General features: G+C 41.4%; 19 protein-coding genes. 3 read left to right on the top strand and 16 right to left on the bottom strand.

The window, feature by feature from the left end; all coding sequences use genetic code 11:
* Positions 1–12: 12 nt before the first annotated feature.
* The 12 genes from rplN to rpsJ form a co-directional block, all read right to left on the bottom strand.
* Entirely contained in the window at positions 13–381 is a 369-nt protein-coding gene (rplN, locus tag R6U02_RS02845) for a 50S ribosomal protein L14 (RefSeq protein ID WP_410262125.1), read from the bottom strand.
* Between the two features lie 77 nt (positions 382–458).
* Positions 459–722, bottom strand: coding sequence for a 30S ribosomal protein S17 (gene rpsQ, locus R6U02_RS02840; RefSeq protein WP_410262124.1), 264 nt, complete (start codon positions 720–722; stop codon positions 459–461).
* A gap of 41 nt (positions 723–763) precedes the next feature.
* Entirely contained in the window at positions 764–955 is a 192-nt protein-coding gene (rpmC, locus tag R6U02_RS02835) for a 50S ribosomal protein L29 (RefSeq protein WP_410262123.1), read from the bottom strand.
* Positions 945–1,376 (bottom strand): 50S ribosomal protein L16, encoded by a 432-nt coding sequence (gene rplP / locus R6U02_RS02830; RefSeq protein ID WP_410262122.1) that lies wholly within the window; start codon positions 1,374–1,376, stop codon positions 945–947. Before rplP ends, rpmC begins: the two co-directional genes overlap by 11 nt.
* Positions 1,377–1,379: 3 nt before the next feature.
* Entirely contained in the window at positions 1,380–2,036 is a 657-nt protein-coding gene (gene rpsC, locus R6U02_RS02825; RefSeq protein WP_410262121.1) for a 30S ribosomal protein S3, read from the bottom strand.
* A gap of 3 nt (positions 2,037–2,039) precedes the next feature.
* Positions 2,040–2,396, bottom strand: a complete 357-nt coding sequence (gene rplV / locus R6U02_RS02820; protein ID WP_410262120.1) for a 50S ribosomal protein L22 — start codon at positions 2,394–2,396, stop codon at positions 2,040–2,042.
* 21 nt (positions 2,397–2,417) lie between these two features.
* The gene (rpsS, locus tag R6U02_RS02815; RefSeq protein ID WP_410262119.1) at positions 2,418–2,693 is read right to left on the bottom strand and encodes a 30S ribosomal protein S19; all 276 of its coding nucleotides are present in this window, start codon (positions 2,691–2,693) and stop codon (positions 2,418–2,420) included.
* A gap of 62 nt (positions 2,694–2,755) precedes the next feature.
* Positions 2,756–3,595 carry a 50S ribosomal protein L2 gene (rplB, locus tag R6U02_RS02810; protein ID WP_410262118.1) on the bottom strand — a complete coding sequence of 280 codons (840 nt, stop codon included), beginning with the start codon at positions 3,593–3,595 and terminating at the stop codon, positions 2,756–2,758.
* Between the two features lie 63 nt (positions 3,596–3,658).
* Entirely contained in the window at positions 3,659–3,949 is a 291-nt protein-coding gene (gene rplW, locus R6U02_RS02805) for a 50S ribosomal protein L23 (RefSeq protein ID WP_410262117.1), read from the bottom strand.
* Complete coding sequence (gene rplD / locus R6U02_RS02800) at positions 3,949–4,572, bottom strand: 50S ribosomal protein L4 (RefSeq protein WP_410262116.1); 624 nt, start codon at positions 4,570–4,572, stop codon at positions 3,949–3,951. Before rplD ends, rplW begins: the two co-directional genes overlap by 1 nt.
* A 24-nt stretch (positions 4,573–4,596) precedes the next feature.
* On the bottom strand, positions 4,597–5,229 hold the full coding sequence (gene rplC, locus R6U02_RS02795; protein ID WP_410262115.1) for a 50S ribosomal protein L3: 633 nt from the start codon (positions 5,227–5,229) through the stop codon (positions 4,597–4,599).
* Between the two features lie 33 nt (positions 5,230–5,262).
* On the bottom strand, positions 5,263–5,571 hold the full coding sequence (gene rpsJ / locus R6U02_RS02790; protein ID WP_071849275.1) for a 30S ribosomal protein S10: 309 nt from the start codon (positions 5,569–5,571) through the stop codon (positions 5,263–5,265).
* Between the two features lie 601 nt (positions 5,572–6,172).
* Between rpsJ and R6U02_RS02785 the strand changes: the two genes are divergently transcribed.
* From R6U02_RS02785 to R6U02_RS02775, 3 genes are read left to right on the top strand one after another with little or no spacing between them, the layout of a single operon-like run.
* Positions 6,173–7,138 (top strand): AAA family ATPase, encoded by a 966-nt coding sequence (locus R6U02_RS02785; protein WP_410262114.1) that lies wholly within the window; start codon positions 6,173–6,175, stop codon positions 7,136–7,138.
* Positions 7,135–8,199, top strand: a complete 1,065-nt coding sequence (locus tag R6U02_RS02780; RefSeq protein ID WP_410262113.1) for a DUF58 domain-containing protein — start codon at positions 7,135–7,137, stop codon at positions 8,197–8,199. Before R6U02_RS02785 ends, R6U02_RS02780 begins: the two co-directional genes overlap by 4 nt.
* On the top strand, positions 8,168–10,567 hold the full coding sequence (locus R6U02_RS02775; protein ID WP_410262112.1) for a transglutaminase domain-containing protein: 2,400 nt from the start codon (positions 8,168–8,170) through the stop codon (positions 10,565–10,567). Before R6U02_RS02780 ends, R6U02_RS02775 begins: the two co-directional genes overlap by 32 nt.
* Positions 10,568–11,406: 839 nt before the next feature.
* Here R6U02_RS02775 and tuf read toward each other — a convergent pair.
* From tuf to rpsL, 4 genes are all read right to left on the bottom strand, one after another.
* Entirely contained in the window at positions 11,407–12,591 is a 1,185-nt protein-coding gene (gene tuf / locus R6U02_RS02770; RefSeq protein ID WP_410262111.1) for an elongation factor Tu, read from the bottom strand.
* 181 nt (positions 12,592–12,772) lie between these two features.
* Entirely contained in the window at positions 12,773–14,860 is a 2,088-nt protein-coding gene (gene fusA / locus R6U02_RS02765; RefSeq protein ID WP_410262110.1) for an elongation factor G, read from the bottom strand.
* A gap of 117 nt (positions 14,861–14,977) precedes the next feature.
* Entirely contained in the window at positions 14,978–15,448 is a 471-nt protein-coding gene (gene rpsG / locus R6U02_RS02760; protein ID WP_410262109.1) for a 30S ribosomal protein S7, read from the bottom strand.
* A 97-nt stretch (positions 15,449–15,545) separates the two neighbouring features.
* Positions 15,546–15,956, bottom strand: coding sequence for a 30S ribosomal protein S12 (gene rpsL, locus R6U02_RS02755; RefSeq protein WP_410262150.1), 411 nt, complete (start codon positions 15,954–15,956; stop codon positions 15,546–15,548).
* Positions 15,957–15,965: the final 9 nt, after the last annotated feature.

Here is a 15,965-nt window from a genome sequence, read left to right as displayed (position 1 = left end):
CGTTTATCGGAATTATAAAACTTCCGGAGCTAACGAAACAATTCTCATAAAGTCATTCTCACGTAATTCACGAGCAACTGGTCCGAAGATACGTGTCCCACGTGGTGCTTTGTCTTCACGAATTATTACACATGCATTTTCATCAAATTTAATATAAGAACCATCTGGACGTCTAGCGCCACTTTTAGTACGAACGATTACTGCACGAACAACGTCACCTTTTTTAACAACGCCGCCTGGTGTAGCCTGTTTCACAGTAACAACTACTTCGTCACCAATGTTAGCAGTTTTGGCACCTGATCCACCTAAAACTTTAATGACAAGCACTTCACGTGCTCCAGAGTTGTCAGCGACTTTCATACGACTTTCTGTTTGAATCACGTTAGGATCCCCCTTTCAAACTCACGATAAAGATTACTTCATCGTTGTGTAGCTCCCGGTTACCCGGAGATTTTACATTATAGATTTACTGATTCTTCAACCACTTCTAATAAACGGAATCGTTTATCTTTAGATAACGGACGTGTTTCCATTATTTTAACAACGTCGCCAGTTTTAGCGGTATTAGTTTCGTCATGTGCTTTAAATTTAGTAGAGTATTTAATACGTTTTTTGTATTTAGGATGTTGTTTTTGAGTAGCGATTTCAACAACGATGGTCTTATCCATTTTGTCAGAAGTCACTTTTCCTTGATATACTTTACGATTGTTACGTTCAGCCATTTTCCAGCCTCCTTTGAATAAACTATTACACTATCTTCTTATTACGCTGTTTCAGCTTGGCGCAAAACAGTTTTAACACGCGCGATATTTTTGCGTACTGCATTTATACGAGCGGTGTTTTCTAGTTGTCCAGTAGCTAATTGAAAGCGTAAGTTAAATAGCTCTTCTTTGTATTCTGCTTCTTTTTCAATTAATTCAGTAGTGGATAAGCTTTTTAATTCATTAGCCTTCATTTGAGTCACCACTTTCTTCACGAGTTACTACTCTAGTTCTAACCGGTAGTTTGTGTGAAGCTAAGCGCAATGCTTCGCGAGCTACTTCTTCAGATACTCCACCGATTTCAAACATGATCTTACCACGTTTGACAGGCGATACCCAGCTCTCAGGGGCTCCTTTACCAGAACCCATACGAACACCAATTGCCTTAGCTGACACTGGTTTGTGAGGGAAAATTTTAATCCACACTTTCCCACCACGTTTCATATAACGAGTCATTGCTATACGAGCTGCTTCAATTTGTCTGCTTGTGATCCATACGGAGTCAATTGCTTGTAAACCATATTGACCATAAGCGATCTCTTTGCCGCCTTTAGCTTCTCCACGCATTTTACCACGGAATTCGCGACGGTGTTTTACACGTTTTGGTACTAACATTGATTATTTCCCTCCTTTCTTATCTTCCTTAACTTCAGGAAGAATTTCTCCTTTATAGATCCATACTTTGACTCCGATTTTACCATAAGTAGTATCGGCTTCTTCGTTAGCGTAATCGATGTCTGCACGAATAGTATGCAAAGGAACACTTCCTTCAGCAAAGCTTTCGCTACGGGCAATATCTGCTCCGTTTAGTCGACCGGCTACCATTGTACGAACACCTTTAGCACCTGAACGCATTGTGCGTTGGAGAGCTTGTTTTTGTGCACGACGGAATGAAATACGGTTTTCTAATTGCTCAGCAATACTTTTAGCTACTAACATAGCGTCCATATCTGGTCTTTTAATTTCCACGATGTTAACGTGAACTCTTTTACCAGTTAACTTGTTTAAACCATTTCTTAATGAATCAACTTCTGTTCCGCCTTTACCAATAACCATTCCTGGTTTAGCAGTGTGAATTGACACATTAACCCTGTTTGCTGCACGTTCGATTTCTACACGAGAAACGGAGGCATCACTTAATTTTTTAGCAATGTACTCACGAACAGCAAGGTCTTCATGTAGTTTGTCTGCAAAATCTTTTTCTGCGTACCATTTAGCGTCCCAGTCTTGAATGACGCCGACACGCATACCATGAGGATTTACTTTTTGTCCCACTGATTACCCCTCCTTTTTCTCTGTTACCACAATGCTAATGTGGCTGGTACGTTTGTTGATTCGTGAAGCTGCACCTTTAGCACGTGGACGGAACCTTTTTAAAGTAGCTCCTTCATTTACGTAGGCTTCGCTTACGACTAATTCTGCAATATCCATATCGTAATTGTGTTCAGCATTTGCAATTGCTGACATTAAAACTTTCTCTACCGCTACCGCTGCGCCTCTGTTAGTGAAGCGAAGGATAGAAATAGCTTCTGCAGCACTTTTCCCTCTGATAGTATCGATCACCATACGTACTTTACGTGGTGCGATGCGAATCGTACGAGCAGTTGCTTTAGCTGCGGTTACTGTTTCTGCCATGAATGTATCCTCCCTTCGCTCTTAACGTTTCGTTGTGCGGTCGTCTTTTCCGTGTCCGCGGAACGTTCTTGTTGGTGCAAATTCGCCTAACTTGTGTCCAACCATGTCTTCTTGGACATAAACTGGTACATGCTTTCTTCCATCATATACGGCAATGGTATAACCTACAAAGTTCGGAAAGATAGTTGAACGACGTGACCATGTTTTAATTACACGTTTCTTGTCATCATCCATTTCGCGAACTTTTTTCATCAAATGATCATCGACGAAAGGTCCCTTTTTCAAACTACGGCTCATGTATTGCCCTCCTCTTCGGGTTTACCCCATAATATTTCTCATTATATTGTTAGTTGTCTTGGTTATTTTTTCTTAGTTTTACGACGACGTATGATAAGTTTATCTGAACGATTCTTAGTTGAACGTGTTTTCTTACCAAGAGTTGGTTTACCCCATGGTGACATTGGGCTTGGGCGACCAATAGGCGCTTTACCTTCACCACCACCGTGTGGGTGATCGTTAGGGTTCATTACTGAACCACGAACTGACGGACGTTTACCTAACCAACGGTTACGTCCTGCTTTACCAATGTTGATTAATTCGTGTTGTTCGTTACCAACTGCACCGATTGTTGCGCGACAGCTAGATAAGATCAAGCGAGTTTCACCTGAACCTAAACGAATAAGCGCGTATTTATCTTCTTTACCTAACACTTGAGCTGAAGTTCCGGCTGAACGAACTAATTGTCCACCTTTACCTGGCTTCATTTCAATGTTGTGTACAACTGTACCAGCAGGGATATTAACTAATGGCAAGGTATTTCCTACTTTGATATCAGAATCAGGACCTGAATAGACGTTTTGGCCTACTACGATTCCTTTAGGTGATAAGATGTAAGTTTTCGTTCCATCTTCATATTGAAGCAATGAGATATTTGCGGAACGGTTTGGATCGTATTCAATCGTTTTAACAATACCGCGAACGCCATCTTTTTGACGTTTGAAGTCAATCACACGGTATTTATGTTTGTGGCCTCCGCCTTGATGACGGACAGTGATTTTACCAGCGTTGTTACGTCCGGCACGTTTTGGGCTTGGTCTTAGTAAGCTTTTCTCAGGCTTATTAGTTGTGATTTCAGCGAAATCAGACCCTGTCATGTTACGACGTCCGTTTGTGGTAGCTTTGTATGTCTTAATTGCCACGTGATTCCCCTCCTTGTTAAGCTAGTTTATTGAAACCTATATTAAAATTATTAAAATCAAGTTTTATTCTTCGCTTCCGAACAATGCAATATCTTTAGAATCAGCTTTTAAAGTTACAATTGCTTTACGACGTTTTTTAGTGTGACCTTCGTGACGTCCCATGCGTTTAGGTTTAGGAGCTGTATTGATAACGTTGACTTTGTCAACTTTTACATCGAATAATTCTTCGACAGCTTTTTTGATGTTTGTTTTTTTAGCGCGAACATTAACTTCGAATGTGTACTTTTTGTTTTCCATAGCAGACATAGAAGCTTCGGTAATGATCGGGCGTAATATTATGTCGCGTGCATCCATTATTTAAGAGCCTCCTCTAATTTTTCCAGAGCAGCCTTCGTCAAGATGAGCTTGTTATTCGCAACAACATCCAGCACTGACACATTGTTAGGAGCTACTACTTTAACTCCGGGAATATTACGTGCAGATAGTTTTGCAAATTCATTATCATCTTCTACGACAACTAACGCTTTTTTACTTGCATCTATATTGTTAAGCACAACTCTGAATTCTTTTGTTTTTGGTGCGTCGAAGTTTAAACCCTCTAATACGATAATATCATCGCTTGCTGCTTTAGCAGATAAAACAGATTTAATAGCTAATCGACGAACTTTTTTCGGTAATTTATACCCGTATGAACGTGGTGTTGGTCCGAAGACAACGCCACCTCCACGCCATTGTGGTGCACGGATCGAACCTTGACGCGCACGTCCAGTTCCTTTTTGACGCCACGGTTTGCGTCCACCGCCACGTACTGCGCTGCGGTTTTTCACTGCGTGTGTTCCTTGTCTTAGTGACGCACGTTGCATAGTGATTGCATCAAAAACGACATTTTCGTTTGGTTCAATTCCAAAGATAGCATCGTTTAAAGTTACTTCACCATTTTGCGTTCCGTCTTGTTTAAATAACTTTACAGTTGGCATTCTGCTAGTCCTCCCTTCCTACTATTACTTGCTTTTTAATGCAGATTTAATTTCTATAAGTGCTTTTTTAGAACCTGGTACATTCCCTTTAATTAATAAGACGTTACGTTCTGTATCGACGCCTACAACTTCAAGATTTTGCACAGTTACTACTTCTCCACCCATACGGCCGGCTAATTTCTTGCCTTTAAATACTTTACCAGGATGAGTAGCCATACCCATAGAACCAGGACGACGATGGTGACGAGATCCGTGAGTTTCAGGTCCACGACTTTGGCCGTGACGTTTAATAACTCCTTGGAATCCTTTACCTTTAGACGTTCCTGTGACATCAACGATGTCGCCTTCTGCAAATGTGTCTACTTTTATTTCGCTTCCAACTTCTACGTCCCCTAGCTCAGCATCTCGTATTTCTTTAATGAAGCGCTTAGGAGCCGTGTTAGCTTTTTTAACATGACCTTGTGCCGGTTTGTTAGATAAAACTTCACGTTTATCTTCATACCCTAATTGAACAGCATTGTAACCGTCTGTTTCAGTTGTTTTAACTTGCAAGACAACGTTTGATCGAACTTCGATTACTGTTACAGGTAATAGTTCACCTGACTTGCTGAACATTTGAGTCATTCCGACTTTTCTTCCCAAGATTCCTTTGGTCATGAGTACACCTCCGTTATTTTAATTTTTTATTTATTATAGTTTGATTTCAATGTCTACGCCTGACGGTAAGTCAAGTTTAGTTAACGCATCAACAGTTTTTGCTGTTGGGTTGATAATGTCTACTAGACGTTTGTGTGTGCGCATTTCGAATTGTTCGCGTGAGTCTTTGTATACGTGCGGCGAACGGATTACAGTAAATAATTGACGTTCAGTCGGCAATGGAATTGGACCAGATACGGTAGCCCCAGTTCTTATTGCTGTTTCCACAATTTTGTCTGCTGATTGATCGAGTACGCGATGTTCGTAAGCTTTCAAACGAATACGAATTTTTTGTTTTGCCATGATTTTCCCTCCTTCGCTTATTTAAAAAATAAACCTAGCTCCACGAAAATTTCCAACGACCCTCCATGGCAATGCACCCGGGTGTGTCGCAACCTCTCGCTTCCTAGCCTTTGTTCTGTGATTAGACCTACCCACTGAATCCAGGGCAAAACCTTAATGGTATGCTCTTTTTTCAGAAAAGAAGCGTCACTCACAGACACCTTTACAAGTATACAGACAATAAAAAATATAATCAAGTCTTTTTCCTGCTTTTTTTCTAATAAAGCAAATGTTTTTATCGTGCCCAACTTTTTCAGTCATTATCCGTTCTGTTTCAGTGTTAAGAAAGCTTGAAAAGTCTCACTGTTATCGTGACTTGTTCTGCCTTTCTTCCATATATGATAACTTTATATAATAACTTTTATTTTCTGAACATGTTCTCTTCCCCAATAAATTTTCACTAGGGCCATCTTAACGGTCGCTTTGAACGTACTCGGCTTGCTAAATCGTTGTATTATCCGGCTATTCTCTATACAATAATATTAACAAACAAAAATTACTTGTCGCTTGTCTTGAGTTAGATAGTCCGATTTAAACTACTATCATAAAAGGAGGGAAGGATATGGCGTTTTTTCAGCAGACCCATTTGTCTATCGAAAAGCTGCATACGTTGATCGATACCGTGGACAGCATTATCATTGGGAAAAAAGATGTCACCCGATTAACCATAGTCGCAATGTTAGCCGGCGGTCACGTTTTGTTCGAAGACATCCCCGGCGTAGGTAAAACGCTTTTGATACGCACGATCGCCAAATGTCTTGATGCAGATTTCGCCCGTATCCAGTTCACTCCTGACCTCATCCCTTCTGATATTATAGGTTTCTCTGTTCCTAACGCGGACGGCACGTTATTCAGTTTTCGTAAAGGTCCTATTTTCAATCAGCTCCTGCTCGCCGATGAAATCAACCGCACATCTCCGCGCACCCAAGCCGCTATGCTCGAGGCTATGTCCGAAAGGCAGGTAACCTTAGATGGTGAGACCCATGCCTTGCCGAATCCTTTTTTCGTTTTAGCCACTCAGAATCCGATCGAATATAAAGGAACCTATCCTCTCCCTGAAGCGCAATTGGATCGTTTTCTGTTTCAACTATCTATAGGCTATCCGGGAACCGATCAGGAGATTCAGATGCTGGCAGCTCCCGATCAGCAAAAAGAAGTTGAACGGCTGGCACCTGTCATGTCCCTGGATGAATTTTTAACTCTAAAAGACACCGTTGAACAGGTTCACGTAGAAACAAGCCTGCTTAAGTATATCGTATCTCTGGCAACGTTGACCCGTAACCATCCTGCCGTGAGACTGGGCATCAGTCCTCGAGGGAATCAATTCGCTTTAGCCGCTGCTCGCGCAAACGCCTTACTGTCGGGACGTGATTATGTTATTCCTCAAGATATTTTAACCATCCTCAAACCTCTGTACCGCCACCGTTTATTATTCGAAAACAATTTAAGCAAGGACGAAATCGATGTTTTTATAGATCGATTATCGAAAGAATTAATCATCCCGACTCAAGTCAGGTTCAGAAGATGAGTAAATTACCGAACATACTTAGACTTGTCTGGTTTTTTTTATTCTATCTAACGGTTGTGATTTACACGCTTATTTTCCCAACGACTGCTTCCTGGTTTCTTTTCTACGCTTTGACGCTCTGGATCATCTCTTCATTCCTTTCCACACGTCAGTCTTATCATCTCACTCATACAGAACGAATCAGAAGAGACGACAACAGCTTTTCCTTCGCTTTCACTCTTCAAAATAAGAGAAGGCATCCGTTCTTTCTGTCGGCAGTAAAGATCACGTTGCTCATCAATGATCATCATCAAACTTTTTATACATCTACCCTTTTTTCAAGACAGATAGACAGTGAATTTCAGGCGGTCGTTCTTCCAAGAGGTCATCACGATACTCTTAGACTTGAGATTACGGGTATCGGCTTATTCGGGGTTTGGAAAAAGCATTCGGAATTGACCGTGCCGATCAATGTAGATGTCTTCCCCCATGTTCTGAAAAAATCCGAACGCGATCAGCTGATGCATACTATGACTCCACACCTCACACAGACGTCTCATTCGTTTAATCATGATTATTATATGAATGAGATTCGATCTTATCAAAATCGTGATTCCTTGGCCGGGATAGACTGGAAAGCTAGTCTGAAACGCGGACAATGGATGGTCAAAGAGTATCAGGCTGAAGAGGAAGCGCCTGTCGATCTTTACTTTTTAGGATTTGATACGGAATCCTTCGAAGATTTACTTAGCGTCGGATACAGTTTACTGCAAGACTTGAAGGCGACTCGAAAAGTTAACCTCTTTCTTCTGGGACGATTCGATCATGAAGTGACCGTCAAGCAGACAGAAGACAGTTTCTTAACGATCGAGCCAGTAGAGAACCCCCAGGAGCTTATCGAATTGAGTCGGTCTGTGTTTCACAAACCCTCAAGTAAAATAATCATCAAATCTCGTGAGATCACGGCTTCTTTACCATTAAACTCCCCCATGAATCATCACTTTATCGATGAAGGTACCCTTCTTCAAGTGAAAGGAGGACATATAAACAGTGCTGACCATAAAAAACAAACAAACGCTTAGTCGCAACGTGTTGATTGGAACCCTACATGGTTTCTTGCTTCTGCCTATACTGAATTTACTCATGGATATTAACCAGATCCCGGGTAAGTGGCATCTGTTTGCTTTTTTCATTGTTACGCAACTATCTGCTTTCATTTTCAAAAAAGGATGGCTCTATTTCCTCTTCCAAACATTCCTGATTTCCTTTTTTCTGTATATTCTCTTTCCTTCAGCAGCTGGTCCACTTTATTTCGGGAAGTGGCTTCGAGAGATCTGGTCTCTCGGCGTCACCCAATGGAACGATCTGCTGGCGACCCGTTTGACCGAATTGCCCGTTTTACTGACGATAAGCACTTTGTTTTCGCTTATTACAATCCTAACTTTCTTGCTTTTTCATTTTCAGCTGGCTCTTCCTTCTTTATTTGCGGGCGTCGTTTATTTATTGACGCTGCATACTTTTACTTCTCAAGGTATTTTAACTTATTTAATTCCACTCATCGGTTCTGGCTTTGTATTGATTGCTTTCAACCAGATCAATACTCAGTCTAATTGGCTTCTTTTTGCAACGAGTGCGCTCTTGACCATCCCATTCACTTTGCTTTTAATTCTACTCGCCTACTTCAGCTTGAATTACCTGCGACCGACCCAAGAGTGGGTGGAAACAAAGTCCAACGCTTATCAAAAAAATCTGGATAATAATGGCTTGTTTGATTGGATCAATGATAATGCGATCGGGGCCGGTTTTCGACGGACAGGCATGGGTACGGATGACACTGAATTAGGCGGTCGGCTACATCAGGATTTTTCACTTGTCTTCAGAGCCTACACTGCGCGCCCGCAATACTGGAAAGTGCTGCACCGGACAGAGTATACCGGATCAGGCTGGAAAAGTGACCATGACGATTATTTTGAATCGGTCGATTCACCTTACAATATCCGGATAGATGAGCCTGCAGCATCTGATCAACGTGAAGAGCTCCTTGAATCAGAAGGAGCGTCTCTAGCAAGATTGGATTGGTCCAAAGAATTAACCTACCTTGCTTATCCATATGGCTGGTTTGATATCGAATTAGCGGAGAGTGACGCGGATTACTCTTTCAGATTAAATACCTTGAGCGGTTACTTCGCCATCCAAAGTGGATCTGACGCTTTATCTCACTACACCGTTGCCTATGATAAAGGTTTTCCTGACCGTTTCGATGAGGAAACCTTGCGTAAAGATGATGGCTGGCGTGAAACCATAGTTGAGAGATACAGAGAATTAAATAAAGATGATTCTTTTAGTGAATTGGATGATGATGAATTTTTCAACCTGTTATTTAAAGAAGAATTACAGCTGCCCTCCTCTCTGCCGGAGCGTGTGATCGAATTGGCAGAAGACATTACACAAGGACTGGAAACAGAATACGATATGGTTCGAGCAATAGAGACTTACCTTAAAGCGGACAGTGGCTATCGTTACAGTTTGCTTGATGTGGAGCAGACACCCGGAAATGGGGATTACGTAGACCATTTTTTGTTCGAATCAGAAGTGGGATACTGCGATAATTTTTCGACCGCTATGACGGTGTTGTTGCGGGCAGTAGGTATCCCGGCTCGCTGGGCCAAAGGGTTCACACCAGGAAGTCTCATGATCGACGAGCAGGAGGAAGACTATTTCCTCGTGGATAATTCAAATGCGCATTCATGGCCGGAAGTCTTTTTCCCGAGTTATGGATGGATCCCCTTTGAGCCGAGCCCCTCTTTTGCCAACCCTGTCACTAATCCCGAACCCGTTACTAGTATTAGAGGTGAGACCTATTCATTTAGTGGTGAAGATGTGATTGAGATAGGAGAAGTCAACGACGCTGATACGCCTGCGGATGAAGCCACCAGAGAAGAGGATACTGAGGAGCTGTCCGATTCGGGGGAAGAGTCTATGAGTGCCACCGAAGAAGCCGCAGCCGAAGAAGTACGTCAGGCAAAGCGTCTGAAATGGCGTGATTTCAGCTATCGTCTTGGCCTTTCCATCCTAATAACCGGCAGCTTTATTGCGGTCTTCCGCTGGCATGCAATATTGTGGTTGTTCAAACTCCTGATAAGGAACACTATCCTCTCCTCAAGGCAGGCATCTACCCTTGTCCTTAAACTCTATTATTTAAAACAAAAGCCCACTCCCGGACAAACAATACCGATGTATTTTAATAACTGGAAACCTTATGTACCCAATCATACGGAAACACTCGATCGGTTTACTGAACTAGCTGACGCCGCCTATTATAAACCGAAAGAAACAACGCACCAGCTGACAGAAAAACAACAGCAAGTGCTGATAGCTATGTTGGAATTGTATCCTGATCTCCCGCGTATCCAGGGCAAGTCTTCTCGCTCTTACTATAAAACAAGATAGCACTCGGTCGAAAAACAGATATAAACAGACTTGATATCGACTAGAAAAACCGAGAAGACCTGCAAGAAATGACAGGGCTTCTCGGTTTTTCTGATCCCTTCAACTTCAATACCTGTAGACAAGAGGGAAATGACTTGTTTTTAAAGATATTTATAATTGATTTAGTGGAAAATTTATAAATATCGTGGCTTTCGATTTGGAAATCGAAAGCTTTTCATTCCTGATTACGTTTAAAAGAAGTAAGTGACCGCTGGTAATCCCTCATTGTTTGAGCTGTCACTTTGAAAATATTAAGTGAATACCGGTCGAATTCAAATTAATGAGTTGGAACTTCGGTTACCTTTAAGTGATCGCTCGTAGGGCACTGAATTTTGAGCGGTCACTGGAAGTGCTCTTTACTAACCACTCACAGGATGCTGTTCACTGAGTGGGCGCTCGAGGCCGCTTATACTTACTACTTAAAAAAATCTGCTCGTTGACTGGGTGCTAATGAGGTTCGATAGCTCCAACTCAAGCAACGCTTAGGGATGAGTATTCACTAGTGGGTGACCTTACTATCCAGTCATATGGTGTTGTTCAGTGAGTGGACACTTAAAAACACCATACTGACTACTCGGGTATTCCAGGGACTGAGTGGGCGCTACATTAATCATCAGCTTCAACCTCGCTCTATGTAACGGCAGTAATCACCCCAACGGCGAGCATGACCGTTACTCAACTTTCAAAGATTAAGGAAACTGACCGCGTGCGGTCAGTTTCCTCTTTTCAAAGACAAAAAAAAGCACTTGGAAGAAAACTTCCAAGTGCTTCGAGTTTGAATTGTTCAAGCAAAATCGAAATTATTCGATGATGTTTGTTACAACTCCAGCGCCAACTGTACGTCCGCCTTCACGAATAGTGAATTTAGTACCGTTTTCAACAGCGATTGGAGCGATCAATGAAACGATCATGTTTGTGTTATCGCCAGGCATAACCATTTCTGTACCTTCTGGTAAATCAATAACACCAGTTACATCAGTTGTACGGAAAAAGAATTGTGGACGATAGTTTGAGAAGAATGGAGTGTGACGTCCACCCTCTTCTTTAGAAAGAACATAAACTTCAGCGTCAAATTTTGTATGTGGAGTAATTGAACCTGGTTTAGCTAATACTTGTCCACGTTCAACATCATCACGAGACATACCACGTAATAATGCGCCGATGTTGTCGCCAGCTTCAGCGTAGTCTAATAATTTACGGAACATTTCTACACCAGTAACAGTTGTTTTAGCAGTATCTTTGATACCGATAACTTCAACTTCGTCACCAACAGAAACTTTACCAGACTCAACACGGCCTGTAGCAACCGTTCCACGACCAGTAATTGAGAATACGTCCTCAACTGGCATCATGAATGGTCGATCAGAATGACGTTCAGGAGCAGGGATATAAGTGTCGATTGCTTCCATAAGTTCTGTAATTTTTTCTTGGTATGCTTCGTCGCCTTCTAAAGCTTTTAAAGCTGATCCAGCGATTACAGGAATGTCGTCGCCTGGGAAATCGTATTCTGTTAATAAGTCACGAACTTCCATTTCAACTAATTCTAGTAATTCGTCGTCGTCTACCATGTCAACTTTGTTTAAGAAAACAACGATGTAAGGTACGCCAACTTGACGAGATAATAAGATGTGCTCACGTGTTTGTGGCATAGGACCATCAGCAGCAGAAACTACTAAGATAGCTCCGTCCATTTGTGCAGCACCAGTGATCATGTTTTTAACGTAATCCGCGTGACCTGGGCAGTCAACGTGGGCATAGTGACGAGTATCTGTTTCATACTCAACGTGGGAAGTGTTAATTGTAATTCCACGTTCTTTTTCTTCTTTAGCTCCGTCAATGCTGTCGTATGCTGTTGCTTCTGCATAACCTTTCTTAGCCAATACAGTAGTGATAGCAGCTGTTAATGTTGTTTTACCATGGTCGACGTGTCCGATAGTTCCAATGTTCATGTGTTCTTTTGTGCGGTCAAATTTTTGTTTTGCCATTTTAAACATTTCCTCCTTAGGGTTCTGTTCTTTTTTAAAACAGAAAAAGATTTTTCTGTTCCTATTTTTCTAATATATTATACCGATTACACATTATATTATCAATAATTAGAGAGAGCACACACTCAAATTCTTTATCCCATAAGGGGTGTTTGAGTGTAGCTTCAGGTTTGACCCTGAATTAAGCTTCTCCACCATTTTTCTTGATAATTTCTTCAGCAATACTCTTAGGCACTTGTGCATAGTGGTCAAATCGCATTGTGAATGTTCCACGACCTTGTGTTGCAGAACGTAATGAGGTTGCATAACCAAACATTTCAGATAAAGGAATGAATCCTTTAACGATTACGGCGTTTCCACGTTGAGTGGAACCTTCGATGTTTCCTCGACGTGCTGAGATATGACCCATGATGTCACCCATGTAATCTTCTGGAACTGTAACTTCAACAGCCATGACAGGTTCAAGGATAACAGCGCCAGCCTTTTTAGCAGCATTTTTAAGTGCTAATGACGCAGCTACTTTAAATGCAGTCTCATTTGAGTCGACATCGTGGTAAGAACCGTCATAAAGCTTAGCTTTAAAGTCAACTAATGGATAGCCCGCTAAGACACCATTGGCAAGTGACGCTTCTAAACCAGCTTTAACTGCTGGGATATATTCACGAGGAACAACCCCACCAACAACAGCATCTTCAAATTCAAAGCCTGAACCTTCTTCACCTGGAGTGAATTCGATCCATACGTGACCGTATTGACCTTTACCACCAGATTGACGAACGAATTTACCTTCGGACTCAACTTGTTTAGTGAATGTTTCACGGTAAGAAACTTGTGGTGCACCCACGTTAGCTTCTACTTTGAATTCACGTTTCATGCGGTCAACGATAATGTCTAAGTGTAACTCACCCATACCAGCGATGATTACTTCACCTGTTTCCTGATCTGTTTCAGCACGGAAAGTAGGATCTTCTTCAGCTAGTTTTTGGAGAGCCATTCCCATTTTATCCTGGTCAGCTTTAGATTTAGGTTCGATAGCCACTTGAATAACGGGCTCAGGGAATACCATAGATTCTAAAATAACTGGATGTTCTAAATCACATAAAGTATCACCAGTTGAAGTATCTTTTAATCCAACTGCAGCAGCGATGTCACCAGAAAATACTTCTGGAATCTCTTGACGAGAGTTCGCGTGCATTTGTAAAATACGTCCAACACGTTCACGAGAATCTTTAGTTGCATTCAAGATATATGAACCTGATTCCAATTTACCTGAGTAAACACGGAAGAAAGTTAAACGACCGACATAAGGGTCTGTCATAACTTTAAAGGCTAAAGCAGCGAATGGTTGATCATCGCCCGCTTGAATTTTAACTTCAGCTTCTGGATCTCTTTGTTTATGCCCAACAATGGCACGAACATCTAATGGTGATGGCAAGTAATCGACGACTGCATCAAGAAGTAATTGAACACCTTTGTTTTTAAAAGCAGAACCGACAAGTACAGGGTAAAATTCTACCGTCAACGTTGCTTTTCGGATTCCTTCTTTTAATTGTTTAACAGAGATTTCTTCTCCTTCAAGATATCGCATCATGAACTCTTCGTCCATTTCAGCAACGCCTTCAATTAATTTAGTGTGCCATTCATCAGCTAATTCTTTGTGATCTTCAGGAATTTCAATTTCTTCAATTTCAGTTCCCAAATCGTTTGAATACATGAAAGCTTTCATTTCAACTAAGTCGATAATACCTTTGAAATCATCTTCAGCACCAATTGGTAATTGGATCGGATGAGCATTGGCTTGTAAACGATCATGCAGTGTTTCGTTTGAATACAAGAAGTTCGCACCGATTTTATCCATTTTGTTTACGAAAACAATACGGGGTACGCCATAAGTTGTTGCTTGACGCCATACTGTTTCTGTTTGTGGTTCAACACCAGACTGTGCATCTAGTACAGCTACCGCTCCATCTAATACACGGAGTGAACGTTCAACTTCAACTGTGAAGTCTACGTGTCCCGGAGTATCGATAATGTTTACACGGTGGTTATGCCATTGAGCTGTTGTAGCAGCCGATGTGATTGTAATACCACGTTCTTGCTCTTGTGCCATCCAGTCCATTTGTGACGCACCTTCGTGAGTTTCACCAATTTTGTGGATTCGGCCAGTGTAATAAAGGATACGCTCAGTCGTTGTTGTTTTACCAGCATCGATATGCGCCATGATTCCAATATTACGTGTTTGTTGTAGAGGAAATTTTCTATTGGCCACTAATCATTACACCTCTCTTAAATAAAATTTGCTTCATGCTTAATGAAGCCGGAAATAGTGTCAGAATAATAATCTTTAACTGGATTTCTATCAAATAGAAATCCAGAAATGATTATCTTACCAACGGTAGTGAGCAAACGCTTTGTTCGCTTCTGCCATACGGTGGATTTCTTCACGCTTACGGACAGCAGCACCAGTGTTGTTTGCTGCATCCATGATTTCTTTAGCTAAGCGCTCGACCATCGTTTTTTCACCACGGAGACGTGCATAGTTAACTAACCAACGTAATGCTAAAGTTGTACGACGATCTGGACGTACTTCTACGGGCACTTGGTAGTTAGAACCTCCTACACGACGTGCTTTAACTTCTAATACGGGCATGATATTTTTTAGTGCTTGTTCATACACTTCAATTGGATCATTACCGGTTGTTTCTTTAATTTGATCAAATGCTTCATACAAAATCGTGGATGCTTTCCCACGTTTACCATCAACCATCAAGCGGTTGATTAAACGAGATACCAATTTACTATTGTACATTGGATCTGGCAATACATCACGTTTTGCAACAGGACCTTTACGAGGCATTCAAATTCCTCCTTTCGAGAGATTATATTTTTATAATTTTTAATTAATTTTTGTACCAGTGAATGTCAGCTTAATGATCAACTGTGCTTCACTATTATTATTTTGCTCGTTTTGTACCGTATTTAGAACGGCTTTGTTTACGGTCGGATACTCCAGCAGTGTCAAGAGCACCACGAATGACGTGATAACGTACACCCGGTAGGTCTTTTACTTTACCTCCACGGATAAGTACCACGCTGTGTTCTTGTAAGTTGTGTCCTTCACCCGGGATATATGCAGTAACTTCCATCATGTTAGATAAACGAACACGTGCATATTTACGTAACGCTGAGTTAGGTTTTTTAGGAGTCATTGTTCCAACACGTGTACAAACACCACGTTTTTGTGGAGAATATACCATTGTTTGTTTACGTTTTTGGGTGTTATACCCTCTATTCATAGCTGGTGCTTCGGATTTTTTTGCTTTTGCTTTACGAGGTTTACGGATCAATTGATTCATTGTAGGCATTTCATGTTT

This window comes from Alkalibacterium sp. (assembly GCF_046484155.1).
Taxonomy (GTDB): domain Bacteria; phylum Bacillota; class Bacilli; order Lactobacillales; family Carnobacteriaceae_A; genus Alkalibacterium.
Note: the sequence above shows the minus strand (reverse complement) of the source record. Positions and strands in the feature narration are given on the sequence as shown.